The organism is Sphingobacterium sp. HMA12 (assembly GCF_002933815.1).
In the GTDB taxonomy this organism is placed as follows: Bacteria; Bacteroidota; Bacteroidia; order Sphingobacteriales; family Sphingobacteriaceae; genus Sphingobacterium.
Genome location: NZ_BEYR01000002.1, coordinates 137598 through 154435 on the forward strand (window position 1 = coordinate 137598; position 16838 = coordinate 154435).

Annotated in this window: 12 protein-coding genes; 1 reads left to right on the top strand and 11 read right to left on the bottom strand. The window is 41.3% G+C overall.

Annotation, left to right across the window (positions count from 1 at the left end; all coding sequences use genetic code 11):
• Positions 1-30: 30 nt before the first annotated feature.
• On the bottom strand, positions 31-1056 hold the full coding sequence (locus HMAT_RS14290; protein WP_104383545.1) for a LacI family DNA-binding transcriptional regulator: 1026 nt from the start codon (positions 1054-1056) through the stop codon (positions 31-33).
• Positions 1057-1273: 217 nt separating this feature from the next.
• On the opposite strand from HMAT_RS14290, the gene HMAT_RS14295 reads away from it, so the two are divergent.
• Positions 1274-2041 carry a rhamnogalacturonan acetylesterase gene (locus tag HMAT_RS14295; RefSeq protein ID WP_104383546.1) on the top strand — a complete coding sequence of 256 codons (768 nt, stop codon included), beginning with the start codon at positions 1274-1276 and terminating at the stop codon, positions 2039-2041.
• 176 nt (positions 2042-2217) lie between these two features.
• Here the strand turns inward: HMAT_RS14295 and HMAT_RS14300 are convergent, their stop codons facing one another.
• From HMAT_RS14300 to HMAT_RS14345, 10 genes are all read right to left on the bottom strand, one after another.
• Complete coding sequence (locus HMAT_RS14300; protein ID WP_104383547.1) at positions 2218-3837, bottom strand: NADP-dependent glyceraldehyde-3-phosphate dehydrogenase; 1620 nt, start codon at positions 3835-3837, stop codon at positions 2218-2220.
• A gap of 71 nt (positions 3838-3908) precedes the next feature.
• Positions 3909-5351, bottom strand: coding sequence for an MFS transporter (locus HMAT_RS14305; RefSeq protein ID WP_371412050.1), 1443 nt, complete (start codon positions 5349-5351; stop codon positions 3909-3911).
• 105 nt (positions 5352-5456) lie between these two features.
• Positions 5457-6101 carry a bifunctional 4-hydroxy-2-oxoglutarate aldolase/2-dehydro-3-deoxy-phosphogluconate aldolase gene (locus tag HMAT_RS14310; protein ID WP_104383548.1) on the bottom strand — a complete coding sequence of 215 codons (645 nt, stop codon included), beginning with the start codon at positions 6099-6101 and terminating at the stop codon, positions 5457-5459.
• Positions 6098-7123, bottom strand: coding sequence for a sugar kinase (locus HMAT_RS14315; RefSeq protein WP_233789311.1), 1026 nt, complete (start codon positions 7121-7123; stop codon positions 6098-6100). Before HMAT_RS14315 ends, HMAT_RS14310 begins: the two co-directional genes overlap by 4 nt.
• A gap of 5 nt (positions 7124-7128) precedes the next feature.
• Positions 7129-8529: a glucuronate isomerase gene (gene uxaC, locus HMAT_RS14320; RefSeq protein WP_104383550.1), complete on the bottom strand. Its 1401-nt coding sequence runs from the start codon at positions 8527-8529 to the stop codon at positions 7129-7131.
• Positions 8530-8543: 14 nt separating this feature from the next.
• The gene (locus tag HMAT_RS14325) at positions 8544-10190 is read right to left on the bottom strand and encodes a UxaA family hydrolase (protein WP_104383551.1); all 1647 of its coding nucleotides are present in this window, start codon (positions 10188-10190) and stop codon (positions 8544-8546) included.
• Between the two features lie 12 nt (positions 10191-10202).
• The gene (locus tag HMAT_RS14330) at positions 10203-11720 is read right to left on the bottom strand and encodes a tagaturonate reductase (RefSeq protein WP_104383552.1); all 1518 of its coding nucleotides are present in this window, start codon (positions 11718-11720) and stop codon (positions 10203-10205) included.
• Positions 11721-11734: 14 nt separating this feature from the next.
• Positions 11735-12772 (bottom strand): pectate lyase, encoded by a 1038-nt coding sequence (pelA, locus tag HMAT_RS14335; RefSeq protein ID WP_104383553.1) that lies wholly within the window; start codon positions 12770-12772, stop codon positions 11735-11737.
• A gap of 4 nt (positions 12773-12776) precedes the next feature.
• Positions 12777-14693 (bottom strand): glycoside hydrolase family 88 protein, encoded by a 1917-nt coding sequence (locus HMAT_RS14340; RefSeq protein ID WP_104383554.1) that lies wholly within the window; start codon positions 14691-14693, stop codon positions 12777-12779.
• Between the two features lie 7 nt (positions 14694-14700).
• Complete coding sequence (locus HMAT_RS14345; protein WP_104383555.1) at positions 14701-16371, bottom strand: glycoside hydrolase family 28 protein; 1671 nt, start codon at positions 16369-16371, stop codon at positions 14701-14703.
• Between the last annotated feature and the right edge of the window lie 467 nt (positions 16372-16838).

Here is a 16838-nt window from a genome sequence, read left to right on the forward strand (position 1 = left end):
ATGATATGGCACCGTAAGAAAATCGTTTTCTTACGGTTTTTTTATTTCGTGATTGTTGATCAGTTCGGTTGGTAATACACGGGTTTCAAATTCTGTAATAGGGTATTTGGCTTCTATCAGTTTGATCAGCAGTTCGGTAGCAATTTTTCCCATTTCGAAAGCAGGTTGTCTAATTGCTGTGACTTTGGACGAAAATAGTTCGACAACATTGGAGTTTGTAAATCCGGCAATAGCGATATTGCTAGCCGCTTCAAAATTTCTTTTTTTCACGACATGAAGGTATCCTGTGGTCAATTTGTCTCCAGAGATGAAAATGGCATCAAAACCAATTTGGATGAGCTCTTCAATCGCCTTTTCAATTTCGTCTAAATGCAAGCCCCCATATGGAGAATATTTGACAAGATTGGGGTCAAAGTCGATATGGTTTGCCATCAACGCCTTTTTGTATCCTTCTAAGCGATCTCTTGTTATGGACAAGGATTTTGAGCTTGTCAGGTGCGCGATTCTCTTGTTCCCGAGTTTTATGAGGTGCTGCGTCGCATCGTAGGCCCCTTGCTGATTGTTGACGATGACCTTGTAGGTGTTAAACTGTTGTGGGATTCGATCAAAAAATACAATTGGAAATCCACGTTCTTTTAATTGATGGAGATAGGAAATATCCTCGGTTTCTGAAGACAATGCAATCAGTAGCCCATCTATGCCTCTGGATGTTAGATACTCAACATTAAGCCGTTCCCTTTCCGAAGACTCATGTGTCTGTGAAATAATGATCTGAAAATTCTTGTCGTAAGCAATAGATTCGACGCCGTTAATGACTTGGGAGAAAAAATTATTGGCTATTTCACTGACGATAATGCCAATGGAGTGACTTCGGCGTTCCTTTAAGCTTCTCGCAATGGGATTAGCGCGATAATTGATTTTTTCGGCATATTCCAATACAATCTTTTTTGTTTCAGGACTTATTTCATAACTATCTCTTAATGCTCTGGAGATGGTAGAAGTCGATAAGTTAAGTGCTTTAGCAATGTCTTTGATTGTATAGTTTTCGAATTTCATAATCGGCAAAATAGATTATAATATTAATCAAAAAAAATTACAAAACCTAATGGATCCCTGCATGCAAACGTTGCCGGCAACGTTTGCATAACTTTATTAATGATACCGGCATCAAGAAATGAACTATACTTTGTAAACTTGATTCTAGGAAAACCAATTAAATTTCGTTGCAGTTCCTGCAAGCGTGATGTAATCATTTTAATTAAGTACCTAAAATATGAAAAAAATCAGTACACTTATTTCGGGCTGTGTGATGGCAATTTTTCTCTTGGCTTTACAACGAGAACAAATTCGCACAATCTATATAATTGGCGACTCTACAGCTGCGAATAAAGACAGCCGTAGCTTTCCAGAAACTGGTTGGGGAATGGCTTTAGCAAAGATGTTCAATCAGCAGGTGAAGGTGGATAATCGTGCATTAAATGGGCGTAGTTCCAAATCCTTCAAACATGATGTGAGCAAAGATGGAAGTTTTGTGAATCATTGGGAGCCTATTTTTGAAAACCTCCGTCGCGGAGATTATGTGTTCATCCAGTTTGGACATAATGATGAAAAGGTCGATAAACCCAATGTGGGAACTTCGTTGGAAGAGTTCGAACAGAATTTGATTTTCTATATCAATCAAACAAGGGAGAAGGGGGGTATTCCGATTCTTTTGACACCAATAGCACGGCGTAAATTTGAAAATGACGTGCTGGTGAAAACCCATGGAGCATATCCTGCAATTATCCGCAAGGTTGCCCGGGATAGGCAAATAGCTTGTATTGACATGGAGGATAAGACAACAAAACTTGTCATGTCCTACGGAGAAGAGGACAGTAAGAAGTTATTTCTGCATGTGGACAGTGCTGATAAGAATTATCCACAGGGAAAGAAAGACGATACGCATCTGAATACTTTTGGGGCTGATGAAGTGGCAAAGCTGGTTGCCGAGGGGATTCGCGAATTAAAGTTACCTATTCAAAACAATCTGATTCTGAAGTAACTTTAGGGCGTTATAAAATCAGAAAGAACATAAATTCAACTCAATTTAATCGACAGGGGGGCTGTCATAAAAGATGCAGTAGATATGAAAATGTGCTTGGAGAATTTCTGAAAAAATGGATTTTCAGAAAAAAGCGACATCGATCATTTCGATGTCGCTTTTTTATCGGCCGTATACTAGAAAATGTATTTCGTGCTTAAGAAATTTGATTCATTTTCACTCACGATTTCATTTAACAATTTCTTGTTTTCCTCAGTGAACTTTGTGGCCACTAGAGAACGTATGGAGAATGAACGCAAGGCATCAACTACTGACAACGTTCCTTCAGCACTGTCCTTTCTACCTGTGAAAGGGAAAGTATCCGGGCCGCGTTGGCATTGACAATTGATGTTTACACGGCTCACTTGATTGACCAGTGGATCAATAAGCGATGAAACAACAGCTGCGTTATTGCTGAAAATACTTACTTGTTGTCCATGCGAAGAGCCAATTAAGTATTCGATAGGTTCTTCCAGGTCATCAAAAGGAACGACCGGGATAACTGGACCAAACTGTTCCTCTCTATAAAGTTTCATCTGTGAATTGACAGGATAAACAATCGCCGGATAGAAGAACGATTCAGCGGCTTGGCCACCATTCTCATTCACTACTTTCGCACCGTATGCTTTTGCATCTTCAATGCATTCAGTCAAATATGCCGGTTTATTGATTTCAGGAAGCGGAGTCAAAGATACTCCCTTTTCCCAAGGCATTCCATATTTCAATTTAGCAACTTCAGCAGAAAGCCGTTTCAGGAACTCTTGTGCCAAGCTACGGTGCACATAGATAATTTTAAGCGCAGTACAACGTTGACCATTGAATGAAAGTGAACCCAATACTGTTTCAGAAACTGCTAGGTTCAAATCTGCATCTTTGGTAATGATTGCTGCATTTTTTGCGTCCAAACCAAGAATTGCACGGAGACGATTCACTTTTGGATGCAATTTTTTAAGTTCATCAGCTACACGGCTTGAACCGATTAGCGTTAAGACATTGATTTTTCCCGATTGCATTAGACTAGGGACAATTTTATTGCCACGGCCATAGATCGTATTGACAACACCTTTAGGGAAACTTGTTTTAAAAGCTTCTAATAAAGGGTAGTGTAATAACGTACCATGTTTAGGTGGTTTGAATAACATGGTATTTCCCATGATCAATGCAGGAATCAATGTTGTAAATGTCTCATTCAACGGATAATTGAATGGCCCCATACAGAGTACGACTCCTAATGGAGATCTTCTGATTTGGGCAACGATGCCTTGTTCGATTTGAAAACGTGAAGAATCGCGGTCTATATCTTTCAGTGCATCGATCGTTGCATAGATGTATTCTACCGTACGATCAAATTCTTTCACGGAGTCAGCGTAGGATTTGCCAATTTCCCACATAATAAGCTTGACGACAATGTCCTTCTTGGCGATCATTTTTTGTGTGAAATTTTCAACACAAGTAATACGATCGGCAACGCTCATTGTCGGCCATTCTCCACGGCCATTGTCGTATGCTTTTACAGCAGCGTCTAAGGCTTCCATGGACTCTTTTTCTGTACAAACAGGGAAACTACCGATGCGCTTACGTTTCAAGCCATCCTTGGTCTTTACACAAATAGGTGAAAAAACTTCGTTTACTTGACCCGTCCAAGAAATCATTTCTCCATTGGAAAGGAACTCTCTTTGATCGACCTGTTCGTCGAGCGTAAATTCTGCGGGAATGTCTTTCTCCTCGTAGAAGATACCTTCTAAGTTTAAGCTCATTGTTTTTAAAAATGGTTTAGATTGATATTTATAAAGATATTGCTAATATAATATAAATTTTGCAATATATGTTAATTTTTTATTAAAATAAGTTTAGGAACTAGTGTTTTCATTACGACCCATGCAATTAAATAGGCAATGGCACAGAAAGAAAAGATGATGAAATAACCTGCTTCCTCTCCTTTGAAGCCCATAAAAGTCATCTGAGTTTCTTTGGCATAATCAAATAGCCATCCTGATGTTTTGTTGATAATAAAGGCTCCTACACCTCCCGCAAGTCCCCCAATTCCAGTAACGGTTGCAATGGAGCGTTTTGGGAAAGAGTCTCCAATAGTCGAAAAGATATTGGCGGACCAGGACTGATGTGCGGCCCCGGCGAAACCGATAAGAATGACAGGTATCCAATAGGAGATATGTCCCAGAGGTTGTGCAAAGAGTACGACCAATGGTACAAAAGCAAACAACAACATGGCTTTCATGCGCCCTTCGTAAGCGTTCATCCCTTTTTTGTCAACAAAATAGGTTGGTAGCCATCCACCGTAAATAGATAACATGGTAATTGCGTAGAGCACAAAAATTGCGAGCTGTCCTTCTGTATCTGATGATTTTATGTCGTAGACAGCAGAAAGATAAGCCGGCATCCAGAATAAGAAAAACCACCAGACTCCGTCGGTCATAAATTTCCCAAAGACGAATGCCCAGGTTTGCTTATATTTTAAGCATTCAGAGATGGTCGTTCTTGGAAGTTTGGTATCGCCGGCAGGTGTGATCTGCTGTTCATGGTCATCTTGATTGATATATGCCAGTTCGGCCGCATTGACTTTTGGGTTTTCGTTTGGCTTTTTATAGAGAAACATCCAAAAACCCATCCAGACAAATCCTAATGCACCGATGATGATGAAAGACATTTCCCAACCCCAATGTGCGGCGATTACAGGAATGGTTAGGGGAGCTGCTAGTGCACCAATAGTTGCGCCTGAATTGAAGATACTCGTCGAGAGGGCGCGGTCTTTTTTTGGAAAATATTCCGCGGTGGCTTTAATCGCAGCAGGAAAATTCCCAGCCTCTCCGACCGCAAGAACAAAGCGGGCAAAGATAAATAGATTGACACTCACACTGATGATTAAGCCGACATTGTTCACATGAGAAATTGCCTCTTTTGCGCCTTCGAAACCAACGAACCATTCACCAGCAACAATTCCTGATGTCGCTATACCACAGAAGGCATGCAGTATTGCACCAATGGACCAGATTCCAATTGCCCATAGAAAACCTTTTTTTGTGTCCATCCAATCCACAAAGCGACCTGCAAATAACATACTGATGGCATAAAAGATTGAAAACAGTGCCGTAATGTTACCATAGTCCGTATTTGTCCAATGAAATTCGGGGCTAATAAAATCCTTCCAGGTCAGGGATAGCACCTGGCGGTCCAAGTAATTGATTGTAGTAGCAAAAAATAGTAGGGAGCATATTACCCAACGGTAATTACCCTTTTTCTCCGTGTTAATCATAATGGGTTTAATAGTTTATTTTTAGTGTAAGTGTCTGTTTCTTCACGTCAATAAGATCCCTCCAGATATTTGCTTTTTGAAGCCAGTACCAGAGGGATTTTACTGTTATCGTGCCTTCGAGACGAAGTCAAGTGCCTTTTTAGTATTCTCAAATAAATTGCCTGTGTCTTTAGGGTCAATTAACTTGCTGCCCATCCCTACTGCGCATACACCGGATTTGAACCATGCTTTTAAGTTTTCCATTTCGATTTCTACCCCCCCCGTAGGCATAAATTTCTGACCTTTAAAAAGGTCCCGTATGGATGACATAAATGCTGGCCCCAGCATATTTGCAGGGAACAATTTTATAAGAGCTGCTTGTTGCTGTTGCGCCGTATAGATTTCTGTTGGGGTCATACATCCCGGGATCCATAATTTATGTTGCTCATGCACAAGCGAACCGACCAAAGGATTTACAATCGGAGAGACAATAAAATCGGCACCGATTTGCAGAAACTGTTGCGCTTCTTCAACCGATTTGATGGTACCTATACCCAAGTAAAGGTCAGGCATGTCGAGGTTTCTTGCGGCAACTAAGCTTTCAAAAACTGTTAATGCTTCGGGACCACGGTTTGTAAATTCAAAGACACGTATACCGGCCTGGTATAAGGTCCGCAGAATAGCTATACTTTCGGCTTTATCGTGATGGAAGAACAAAGGAAGTATCCCTTGTTCAATGATTTTATTTAATACAATTTCTTTCAAATTCATGCTATCATTCTATTTTTTATATCTTCCACTGTACTTGTTGTCGCATCGCTGGCGATAAACAGTTTATCAAATGCGGCAAGTGTTGCAAACTCTAGGGTCTCCTTCGGAGAAAGGTTGGAGTATAAGCCATAAATCAGGCCTGCCATAAAGCAATCACCACTACCTACCTTATCCAAAATTTCTTCGGCAGTATATTCCGTTGATTTAATCAGGCTGTCTTTGTCAAACAGCGTAGTATAATATTTGATTCCCTTGCTTTGATGGTCAAAACGAAAGGTGTTGGCCACATATTGACAAATCGGATTCACGGAAATGATCTCTTTGCTTGTACGATCTGCTTGTGCCAGTAAATCTTCTTCCTGATACCCGGAAGAAGAAGTTAGGAACTTTTCGTCTAGCTGCGTGCCGAGCATTTGGTGTGCAGCCCAGATATTCCCCATGATTAAATTGCAATATTTGGCAATTTGGGGCATAATTTCTTTCGGTGCTTTCCCATATTTCCAAAGCTTGGCGCGGTAGTTAAGGTCCAATGATACAAAAATACCTTTCTCCTGTGCTTTTATAACTGCTTCCTGGCATAGATCAGCAATATCTTGGCTAATAGCAGGACAGATAGCTGAAAAGTGAAACCATTTGACATCGGCAAAAACCTCTTCCCAATTAATACTGCCTACTTTGAGGTTCGCAAACGAAGAATTCGCACGATCATAGATGACACCGGCATTTTTTAGATCTTTTCCTTTTGGGAGATAGTAAATCCCTAATCTCTCGCCGGTCCAGAGCATAGCCGAGGTGTCTATATTTCTGCGTTGCAGGTAGTTGTCAATACCTTCACAGATGGCATTTTGAGGAATTGCGGATAAATAGGATGATGGTACATTCCACAATGCCAAGGCTGTGGCGACATTTAGTTCTGCTCCCCCCACGTAGAAAGGCAACCGGTGCTGCTCAATCCAATCTTGTTCGATGTCGGGACAGATCCGCAACAACAATTCTCCAAAGCTTAAAACTTTACCCTGCATGTTCATTAAAATTCAAAATATTCTTTCGCGTTATTATAACTGATATCCGTTATGATTTTCCCTACCCATTCGATATCATTTGGTATCTCTCCCTTTTCGATGTCCTGCCCAAAGATGTCACACAATAATCTTCTGAAATATTCATGTCTTGGGAAAGAAAGAAAGCTTCTGGAATCGGTCAACATACCAACAAGGCGGCTTAATAAACCCATATTTGACAGTGTATTGATTTGTTTTGTCATGCCATCTTTTTGGTCTAAAAACCACCAAGCAGAACCAAACTGGATTTTTCCCTTGATAGAACCATCGTTGAAATTCCCAATCATAGTCGCAATAAGTTCATTGTCCGCAGGATTGAGATTATACAAGATTGTCTTGGTTAGCTTGTCATGATTGTCTAATTTATTCAAAAAATTTGACAATGCACGTGCCTGGCTAAAATCTCCGATGGAGTCCCAACCTGTATCTGGTCCGATCAAGCGATGCATACGGGCATTGTTGTTGCGTAATGCTCCTAAGTGGTATTGTTGAACCCAGCCTTTTTCATGATCCCATTCTGCAAAATAAATCAGCATTGCGGATTTGAATTTCAGATTTTCGGCCAAAGAGATCTCCTTTTTTGTACGAATCTTATCAAAGATCGTCACGATTTCCTGTTCGGTATAATCTTCTGCATAGATTTGTTCCAGGCCATGATCCGATACTTTACATCCGTTGGCGGCAAAGAAATCATGTCTTGCTTTTAATGCCTTCAAGTAATCTCCAAGATTATTGATTTGGATATCGCTGACCTCTTCCAGTTTATCGATGTATTGATTCAACGCAATGATATCATCCGAGTTCATGGCTTTATCAGGACGAAATGCGGGAAGCATCTTGAATGATTCTTTCTCCTTGGCGAATTGTTGGTGAAACTCGAGACTATCGATCGGATCGTCAGTGGTACAAACGACCTCAACATTCATCATTTTCAGTAACCCACGAACCGAATGGCTATCTTGTTGTAATAAGGCACCTGTATCGGCGTATATCTTGGCTGCCGTTTTTGGGGATAGCAAATCTGTGATGCCAAAGTAACGTTGCAACTCAAGGTGTGTCCAGTGATGCAATGGGTTGCGCAATGTATAAGGAACAGTTTCCGCCCATTTGATAAATTTTTCTTCATCCGAAGCATCGCCCGTAATGTAGCGTTCATTGATCCCATTGGCACGCATGGCTCGCCATTTATAATGATCACCATGCAGCCACACTTGACTAATGTTATCAAATTTGACATTATTAGCGATCTGTTCCGGAATCAAGTGATTGTGATAATCAATAATCGGCAAATGCTTTGAATAGCTGTGATACAGCTCTTCGGCTGTTTTTGTGTTTAATAAAAAGTTGTCGTCTAAAAAAGCTTTCATACAATATCTTATTTTTATAAACTCACACCTCTTTTCCAAGGTATGAAATCGTCTTGGTTTAATTGGACAGCCTTAGGTGTTATTTCGCCACTAGCTGCTTTGATACAATATTCTAAAATGTCCTCTCCCATGGCCTGGATCGATTTATCTCCGTCTATAATAGGACCGGTATTGATATCGATGATGTCGGCCATTCTGGTGGCGAGTACATTATTTGTTGCGACTTTGATGACCGGACATATTGGATTACCTGTAGGGGTACCTAAGCCTGTTGTAAACAGAATGAGTGTTGCGCCTGCAGCTGCTTTTCCAGTCGTTGCTTCCACATCGTTTCCGGGGGTACAAACCAAGTTAAGCCCAGGCTTTGTTGCTTCCTCGGTATAGTCCAGAACATCCACAACGGGAGAGGTTCCACCTTTTTTTGCGGCGCCATTACTTTTTATAGCATCCGTGATAAGCCCATCACGGATATTGCCTGGAGATGGATTCATATAAAAACCCGAACCAACAGCCTCTGCAGCATTGCTGTAGGCAGTCATGAGGTCAATAAATTTATTGGCAGCCTTTGGATCGATGGTACGGTCTATTAGATTTTGCTCGGCACCACATAGTTCCGGAAATTCGGCCAAAAGTACTTTTCCGCCAAGAGCAACCAAGAGGTCTGCGGTGTAGCCTACGGCAGGATTGGCTGAAATACCGCTGAATCCATCACTGCCACCACATTTCACACCCAAGGTCAATTTGCTCAATGGTACCGGCTGTCTACCGAGTTTGTTAATTTCTGTCAACCCAATAAAAGTTTGTAGTATCGCCTCTTTCAGCAATTGCTCCTCACTTTTTGATTGTTGCTGTTCAAACATGTACAAGGGTTTATCAAAATTTGGATTACGTAGCTTAATGTCATTGACTAGATCATTCAGCTGTAAATTTTGGCAGCCTAGACTTAATACCGTAATGCCTGCGACATTCGGATGGTCGGCGTAGGCCGCAAGCAACTTACTCAAGATGGCCGCATCTTGTCGAATTCCGCCACAACCACCCTGGTGGTTCAAAAATTTGATACCATCCACGTGCTTGAATACACGGTCAGACTGTTCGGTAATCGTGTTAAGCTGGTCTAATGAGGAAAGGCCTAACGTTTCACCTTTTTCATAGGCTTTTAACAGCTGATGGGTGAAGCTCTTGTATTTTCCAGTGACTGAATAGCCAAGTTCATTATACAGCGCCTCTTTGATAACATCAAGATTGCGGTTCTCGCAGAAGACAGTTGGAATAAATAACCAGTAATTTGCGGTTCCAACACGGCCGTCCGGGCGGAGATAACCATTGAAAGTCCTCCCTTCGAATTTTGAAACATCAGGCTTTTCCCAGTGATAGTGTGAAGGTCTGAAATGATAAGGCTCTACCGCATGTTTGGTGTTGTCTGTATTCATGATGCTTCCCTGAGGGATATCAAATTGAGCCTTTCCGACGAGTACACCATACATGTGGATTTCGTCACCAAAGTGCATGTCTTGCATAAAAAATTTATGCTTGGCCGGAATATCTTCCTGTAGAATATAATTCGTGCCCTCAAACGAGATCGCATCCCCTTTTTTGAGATCTTGTAAGGCCACCAAAACATTGTCTTTGGGATGTATCTTTAATACGTTGTTTTTCATCTGTAGCGCTATTTATACCTTTTTATTGTCAAGAACTGATGAGATTTCGAGCGCTTTTAATGCTCCTCCTTCAATGATCTGCTGTAATTTCTGATTGACTGTTTCTTCAAAATGAGGAAATTCCGTTAAATTGGTTCCCCATAAATCCGTATCTGAAAGTACAGTATGGACGAGTTTATCTGGATTGGTCCAGGCGGCATGTAATCTTGGAGCCAATTCGTCCTGAAGTACGATCGTCCGTCCATTAACCACCTGCGTATACTGATCGCCGTTCAGTTTCGATTTTAATAGATAGAGATAAGCCGCAAAGCCAAGTGCAAACAGTTGTGGAGCTTCATTGTGGGCTGTATACCACTTTTTTAGCAGCGGGATATTGCGCATAGCCATTTTTGAGCTGTAATTCAAAGCAATGGATTCCCATTTGTGCTCTAAGTGAGGATTGGCAAAGCGATCGATTACTTTCGACGAGAAATCGTTGGTATCCGCAACTGAAATACTGTCACTTAATATTGCCGGACCAATTTCATCTTGCATTAAAAGACGTATAAATTGATTGAATGCTGCATTTTGCATAGCTTCCTTTACCGTATTGAAGCCCGCAAGAAGAGCAAGGGCACAACTTAACGTGTGTGTGCCATTGAGGAGTCTCAGTTTGATTTCCTTGTATTTTTCAATGGAGGGAACCAGCAATACATTTGAGTCCGCTAGGGCAAAGGACAGACGTTGTTGCACACGTTCAGAAATAGCTTCTATCGCCCACAAGCGAAACGGTTCGGCCATAATCATCAATTGATCTTCGTAGCCCAGTAAGGCACTGGTTTTCGTGTATTCCGCTAGAGGCAATGCTCCAGGGACAATACGGTCTACCAGCGTGTTGCAAAAGTCATTGGCGGTATCAAGCCAGTTCAAAAACTCTTTCGGAAGCTTATTCAGCTCAGCTAGATCCCTTATTATCGATTTCAGTTTAGTTCCATTGTCCGTGATCAATTCGGTGGGAACAATAGTTAAACCCTTATTTTTGTCGGCATTGAAGTAAACAAATCTCCGATATAAAATGGCTAAAAGTTTACCTGGAAAAGAAGCTGGCGGTGCGTCATTGATCGTATCTTCGCTCATGACAATGCCAACTTCGGTGGTGTTGGAAAAGACAATTTCAAGATCCGGATTTTCGGCGCTTTTTAGGATCTCTGACCAATGTTGGCTGGCCGCCAACACACGTGAAATGGAATTGTTGATTTCGTAATGTGAAATTTCCTCACCGTCTTCTATGCCTTTAATAGCTAATGTATATAAGTTGTTTTGCTGTTCGAAAGCATCAGCACCAGCTGAACTTGTTGATTTTACAACAAGGATTCTACCGCAGAACAGGTTTTGTTGATTGGCTTTATGGACAAAATAATCTGGTAGGCCTCTGAGCAGTACGCCCGTGCCGAATTGAAGAATCTTTTCTGGATAAAAGAAAGATGATTCGGTAGGCTTACTGACCAGATCCGAACCAATTGTATTTATAGTATGTTGTGTGAGTAACATCTGGTAACTATTTATTATTGAATTTTATGTTGTTTTTTCCATTTCGGAAAGTCCTTTTCGATCAGTTTCTCTGGCCAGTTGCCGAACCAGGCATAGCCATTTCTACGCTCTTCGGATACCTCCTCAAAATTGTATTTGACGGTATCGTCGCGATCTCCAAAGAGCGGACGATTGTCAACCAAATCATAGAATCGTGCCCAAATTGTTGAACTACTATCAGCCACAAGCCTACGTTCATACTTCCCGGTCAGCTTATCTTGCATGCGGTCGAAACGATAACTTTCGATATCATTTTGCTGAAACCATTGTATTGCGGAATCGATAGCGCTCTGGATCATTGGTGTGACAGGTTGCATCATCAGAAACCGAACGATGGCAACGGATTCACTCGTACTTAATGACGCAGGTTCAAATTTTCTGGCTTGAGCGGGCATTAACGTATTCTGATCGTATTGCGCAGCCCAAATACCCCTTTTTCCGTCTTGTATGACCTGTGTTTTCAGGACACAGGCTATACCTTTTTCTACTGCTGTTTGCGCCTTTGACACAAACATCGGGTTGACATATTCAAAGCCCTCTTGCTTATTGGCAACTTTGTAAAGTACCAATAACGCATTAATCATGGCATTATCGTTGTAGGTTATCTGAGCTCTATAGAGTGATTTATTGGGATAATATTGTGGAAAGCCCCCATTCTCATATTGTGCCGACAAGATATATGAAATACCTTTTTCCGCGGCGGTCAGATAAGCCGGATTTTTGGTCTCCTTAAAAGCCTTGATCAATCCATTTATTTCCCGGCTTGTCGCATTGTTGTCGAGCGTGGCGTGGTCAATAGCTGTTTTTTTAATCTTTTGCAGGATTTCTTTTGTAATTGGCAGCTTGTAGTCAACGACACTTTTGTCGGCCAGCTGTTTAGGCCAGGCTCCATTTGATAACTGGTACTGAAGCATCTTTTCTGCTAACGAATCTTTGGAAGTCGAAGGATGTCCAATACAGTGATGATGAAACACTGATACCGCGATGAAACTTAGGATAGCTGTTTTTCTCATGGCTCTAGTTCTTGATCTGCTTGATTAACCAGCGCACTAAATCATTCGCTGCAGTAAAATTTTCATATTCCTGAGGCAGTTTTCTCCCATCTGTATATTCGTTATACAGCCATGGATCTCCAATTGCAAATACAGTTCCTTTTCCGTACTTCGCCGTGGCAATGATGTTATCGCCGTTCTCTTGAATCAATACTTGGGCAGGAGCTTTTACTTGTAACGTTGAAATCTCCTTGACATATATTTTGGATGTATTTGGAAATACTGTATTACCTTTTGGGATAAGAACTGCCCCGGTCTGGAATTCATTTCCTTTAACACGATTGCGACTGTCTTCATTGAATGTGATGCCGAACTTCTGTGCGAGGGTATTGAATTTGGTAATTTCGCAATTGCCGCTATCATTTAATAAAAGAACGAGTACACCACCCTGTTCAACCCATTGTGCAATCTGCTGGGCATCGGTTCCATTCATGAAATGTGGATGTTCGGTTTCTTTCTCTGTATCGGGATCTACGATAATATAAATATTGGATTTGGAGAGATTCTGTCGTGTAGGAGCTGTCTTTAATGTATTTAATTGCCCCCCGTTTTTTTCAAATATCCTGCCCAACAGCGAAAATCCATTGTTATCATCACCATCCCAAAGATAATGATAGGGTTTAAGTTGCCCCGACGCTGTCTTTTTATATTCGTTGTTGAAGTAATTATCCAATGTGACAGTGCGCCGTTTCTTACCCTTTTGTTCCTGCGCAAATTCAACTTCTGATGCTGCAAGGATAAAAGCACCAACTCCCTTAGGATCATTGGTAATAACGGGTTCGCTCATATAGTAAGCAAAGCTGCCATCGCGATATTTTTTTCCGCCTAAGCCAGACACTTGGACTGTTTTATTGAGATTGACACGGTTTTCTCCAGCAGCGCTAATGAATTCCTTCACAAGCCCTTGGTAACCATGATCGAGATGGCGTTGGAATGAAATCGGGATATAACCTTTGCGTAACGATTTTGCTAATGCAAAGACAAACATACTTGAAGCCGAAGACTCGAGGTAGTTCTCTTTTCTGGTACCTAAGTCTACAATATCATACCAGACACCGGTTTTGGCATCTTGATATTTGACGATTGCCGATAACGTTCTGTTTAAGATAGCAATGAGTTCTTGTCTACGTGGATGCTCTTCCGGGAAATAGTCCAGTACATCGACAAGCGCCATGACATACCAGCCCATGCCTCTAGCCCAGAAATGTGGTGACAAACCTGTTTTCGGGTCAGACCAGCGTTCTTTTCTCGATTCATCCCAACCATGATACAGCAGGCCTGTTTTCGCGTCACGGGAGTTTTTTTCCATGTAGCTAAACTGGTTAGCGATATCGTCAAAAGCGGAAGGAATATTCATCAGGCTAGCATATTCTGCGTAGAAAGGTTGCCCCATGTATAAGCCATCCAGCCACATTTGATAGGGATAGATTTTCTTATGCCAAAAGCCCCCTTCATTTGTTCGTGGATGCTTTTGGAGCTGTGCATATAATTGGTGGCAGGCCTTAAGGTATTTTTCTTTACCGGTCACTTTGTAAAGCGTTAATAATGCTGTGCCATTTTTAATATTATCGATATTGAAATCCTGCGCGTTATAGTTCTTAATAGAATCCGGAATGCTGAGATAAGCATCCATGCGCGTCTGCATATAATTAAAATAAGTAGCGTCTGCCGTATTGCGCCATACATCTGTCAGACCTTCAAAAATAACCCCCATGTCGTATGACCATTTTGGAAATCTGTCAGTCCTGTTGAATAAGGAATCCGGATAGAGCTGTTCAAGTACCGTGTTGGCCATCTGCTCAGAAAAAGGCTTTTGTTGGCCAAATCCTGAAAATGGAACAAGTGCTGTAAGGTTTAAAAGAATTAAAAATAACTTTCTCATCGCGTTCCTAATTTTTGATTGTTAAGGATTTGTTCGTACTTCCTGCTATAAATTGACTGACAGCCTTGGCCGCCTTTGTGTTGGAGTTTGATAGGCGGATATCACTGCTTTTCTCACCTGCGACCTCAATATACAATTCTGGAGCGTCCAATGCTTGGATATTATCTAGATTTATCGCAGAGCTATTGTTGATGGCGATCAATGGATTGCTTTTAGTTGTCTTTAATACAATGTTTTTTAAATTAATCTGAGAAGCTTCAATGATTTCTATACCCTTATTTGCTTCCAGGGTCGCATGCTCAATCCAGATGTTCTGAATATGCATTTCAGGAAGACCACGTAGGAAAATTCCTTTTGATGCTCCTTTTGCCACAATGTTTTTGATATAAAAGTTCTTAAACTGCGGAGTTTCTTCTGTAACCGGAAGCGTTACTGTGTTTACGGAGGATCTTTTTTCTCCAGCCAGTGGAACGGGATCTACCGCCGCATAATACATGTCAAATAGAATTGCCTCACCGGGAATATCAATCATATTGATATTGTTGATGAATATGTTTTCTACAACTCCACCACGGCCTCTTGTCGTTTTGAAGCGAAGTCCAATATCAGTCCCAACAAATGAACAGTCTTCCACCCAAATATTGCGGGCGCCACCGCTCATCTCGCTTCCAATTACAAATCCACCATGTGCGTGATAAACAACATTATTGCGGATAATTACATTTTCGGTTGGCTTGCCACGGTCACGGCCGGCTTTATCCCGGCCTGATTTGATACATATGCCGTCGTCACCAACATCAAACGTACAATCCTCAATCAGAACATTCTTGCAAGATTCGACATCGACACCATCGCCATTTTGGCCATACCAAGGATTACGAATTGAGAGCTTGCGTAAGGTTAGATCTTCACATAGTAGGGGATGTACATTCCATGCGGGAGAGTTTTGTATAGTGACTCCTTCCAATAATACCTTTTTACAGTTTGTAAATACCAAAAGATTGGGCCTTAAGAAATCTTTGACATCTTTGAAGTCAGCGATTGTTGTGCCCGGACGAATTACCCCTGCTTTCTTCTCTTTCGAACCTTTCAATGAACTCGCTGAGGGATACCAAATCTCATTGTTGGTGTCGACCGTGCCACCTGAGGCAACGAGATTTTTCCATTGGGAGGCTGTAAGCTTACTTTTTTTGACCATTCGCCAGGCATCCCCATTGCCATCGATAATGCCATTGCCCGTAATTGCAATATTATATAGGTTCTTGCCTGATATCGGATTTTGATTGCGCCAAGCCGGTTCGCCTTCCCAATTAGATTCAACAAGCTTGTATTGATCAAAGTCCTTGGTGAAAAGCAAGACGGCGTCTCGTTTGAGGTGCAGGTTTACATTGCTCTGCATTTCAATAGGCCCTGTCAGCCAAATTCCGGCGGGGACTAGTACCACTCCGCCACCGCGTTCGCTACACGTGCGGATGGTTTGGTTGATTGACCCCGTATTAAGAAATTGACCGTCACCTTTAGCGCCATAACTGCCAATATTTAACGTGTCTTTCTTAAATTCGACTTGTTGTATAATAGGACGGGCAGGTTCTTGGGCCATACACAGCTGTGGTAGCACGAGCAATAATCCAAGAGCAGATTTCAATGTACGGGAATAGTGCTTTTTAAACGAATTCATTTTTTACATTTTGGTTTAAAAATGGTTATTTGTAAAAGCAATTGTACATTCTTTGTTCCTAACTTAGATGAAAAACTTATGCAATCGTTACCGGTCATTACTTAGCAATTAAATGTAAGATTGGTGTCCAATCCTTGAATAAAAGCCGGGAATTAAGGCTGTCCGCTGTTCTATCTTTTAAAAAATGTTTCCATTTGACACGATTTTGTGACATAGGGCTGGGATTTTTATTCGATACCTGTATGGGTGGGAAATTGCAGCAACTATCTTTCCCAATACATGCATCCTGTCTTTTTGCTACCGGAGCAAGAAGAAAGAAAGAACGTGAAAAAAGTGAAAGTATAATCGTCCGCATTCCAAACTGTTTAATTGGTCAATGAAATTACCAATATTAAAGCCTTAGTTAAAGAAAATTGATTAAAATAAATGCGCAAACGTTATCGGGGATTGTGTTTATAATCCAAATA

Coding starts and splice junctions, on each gene's coding strand:
- HMAT_RS14330 (WP_104383552.1), bottom strand. CDS start 11,720: ATGTTACTCACACAACATACTATAAATACAATTGGTTCGGATCTGGTC.
- HMAT_RS14290 (WP_104383545.1), bottom strand. CDS start 1,056: ATGAAATTCGAAAACTATACAATCAAAGACATTGCTAAAGCACTTAAC.
- HMAT_RS14305 (WP_371412050.1), bottom strand. CDS start 5,351: ATGATTAACACGGAGAAAAAGGGTAATTACCGTTGGGTAATATGCTCC.
- HMAT_RS14340 (WP_104383554.1), bottom strand. CDS start 14,693: ATGAGAAAGTTATTTTTAATTCTTTTAAACCTTACAGCACTTGTTCCA.
- HMAT_RS14315 (WP_233789311.1), bottom strand. CDS start 7,123: ATGCAGGGTAAAGTTTTAAGCTTTGGAGAATTGTTGTTGCGGATCTGT.
- HMAT_RS14310 (WP_104383548.1), bottom strand. CDS start 6,101: ATGAATTTGAAAGAAATTGTATTAAATAAAATCATTGAACAAGGGATA.
- HMAT_RS14325 (WP_104383551.1), bottom strand. CDS start 10,190: ATGAAAAACAACGTATTAAAGATACATCCCAAAGACAATGTTTTGGTG.
- uxaC (WP_104383550.1), bottom strand. CDS start 8,529: ATGAAAGCTTTTTTAGACGACAACTTTTTATTAAACACAAAAACAGCC.
- pelA (WP_104383553.1), bottom strand. CDS start 12,772: ATGAGAAAAACAGCTATCCTAAGTTTCATCGCGGTATCAGTGTTTCAT.
- HMAT_RS14345 (WP_104383555.1), bottom strand. CDS start 16,371: ATGAATTCGTTTAAAAAGCACTATTCCCGTACATTGAAATCTGCTCTT.
- HMAT_RS14295 (WP_104383546.1), top strand. CDS start 1,274: ATGAAAAAAATCAGTACACTTATTTCGGGCTGTGTGATGGCAATTTTT.
- HMAT_RS14300 (WP_104383547.1), bottom strand. CDS start 3,837: ATGAGCTTAAACTTAGAAGGTATCTTCTACGAGGAGAAAGACATTCCC.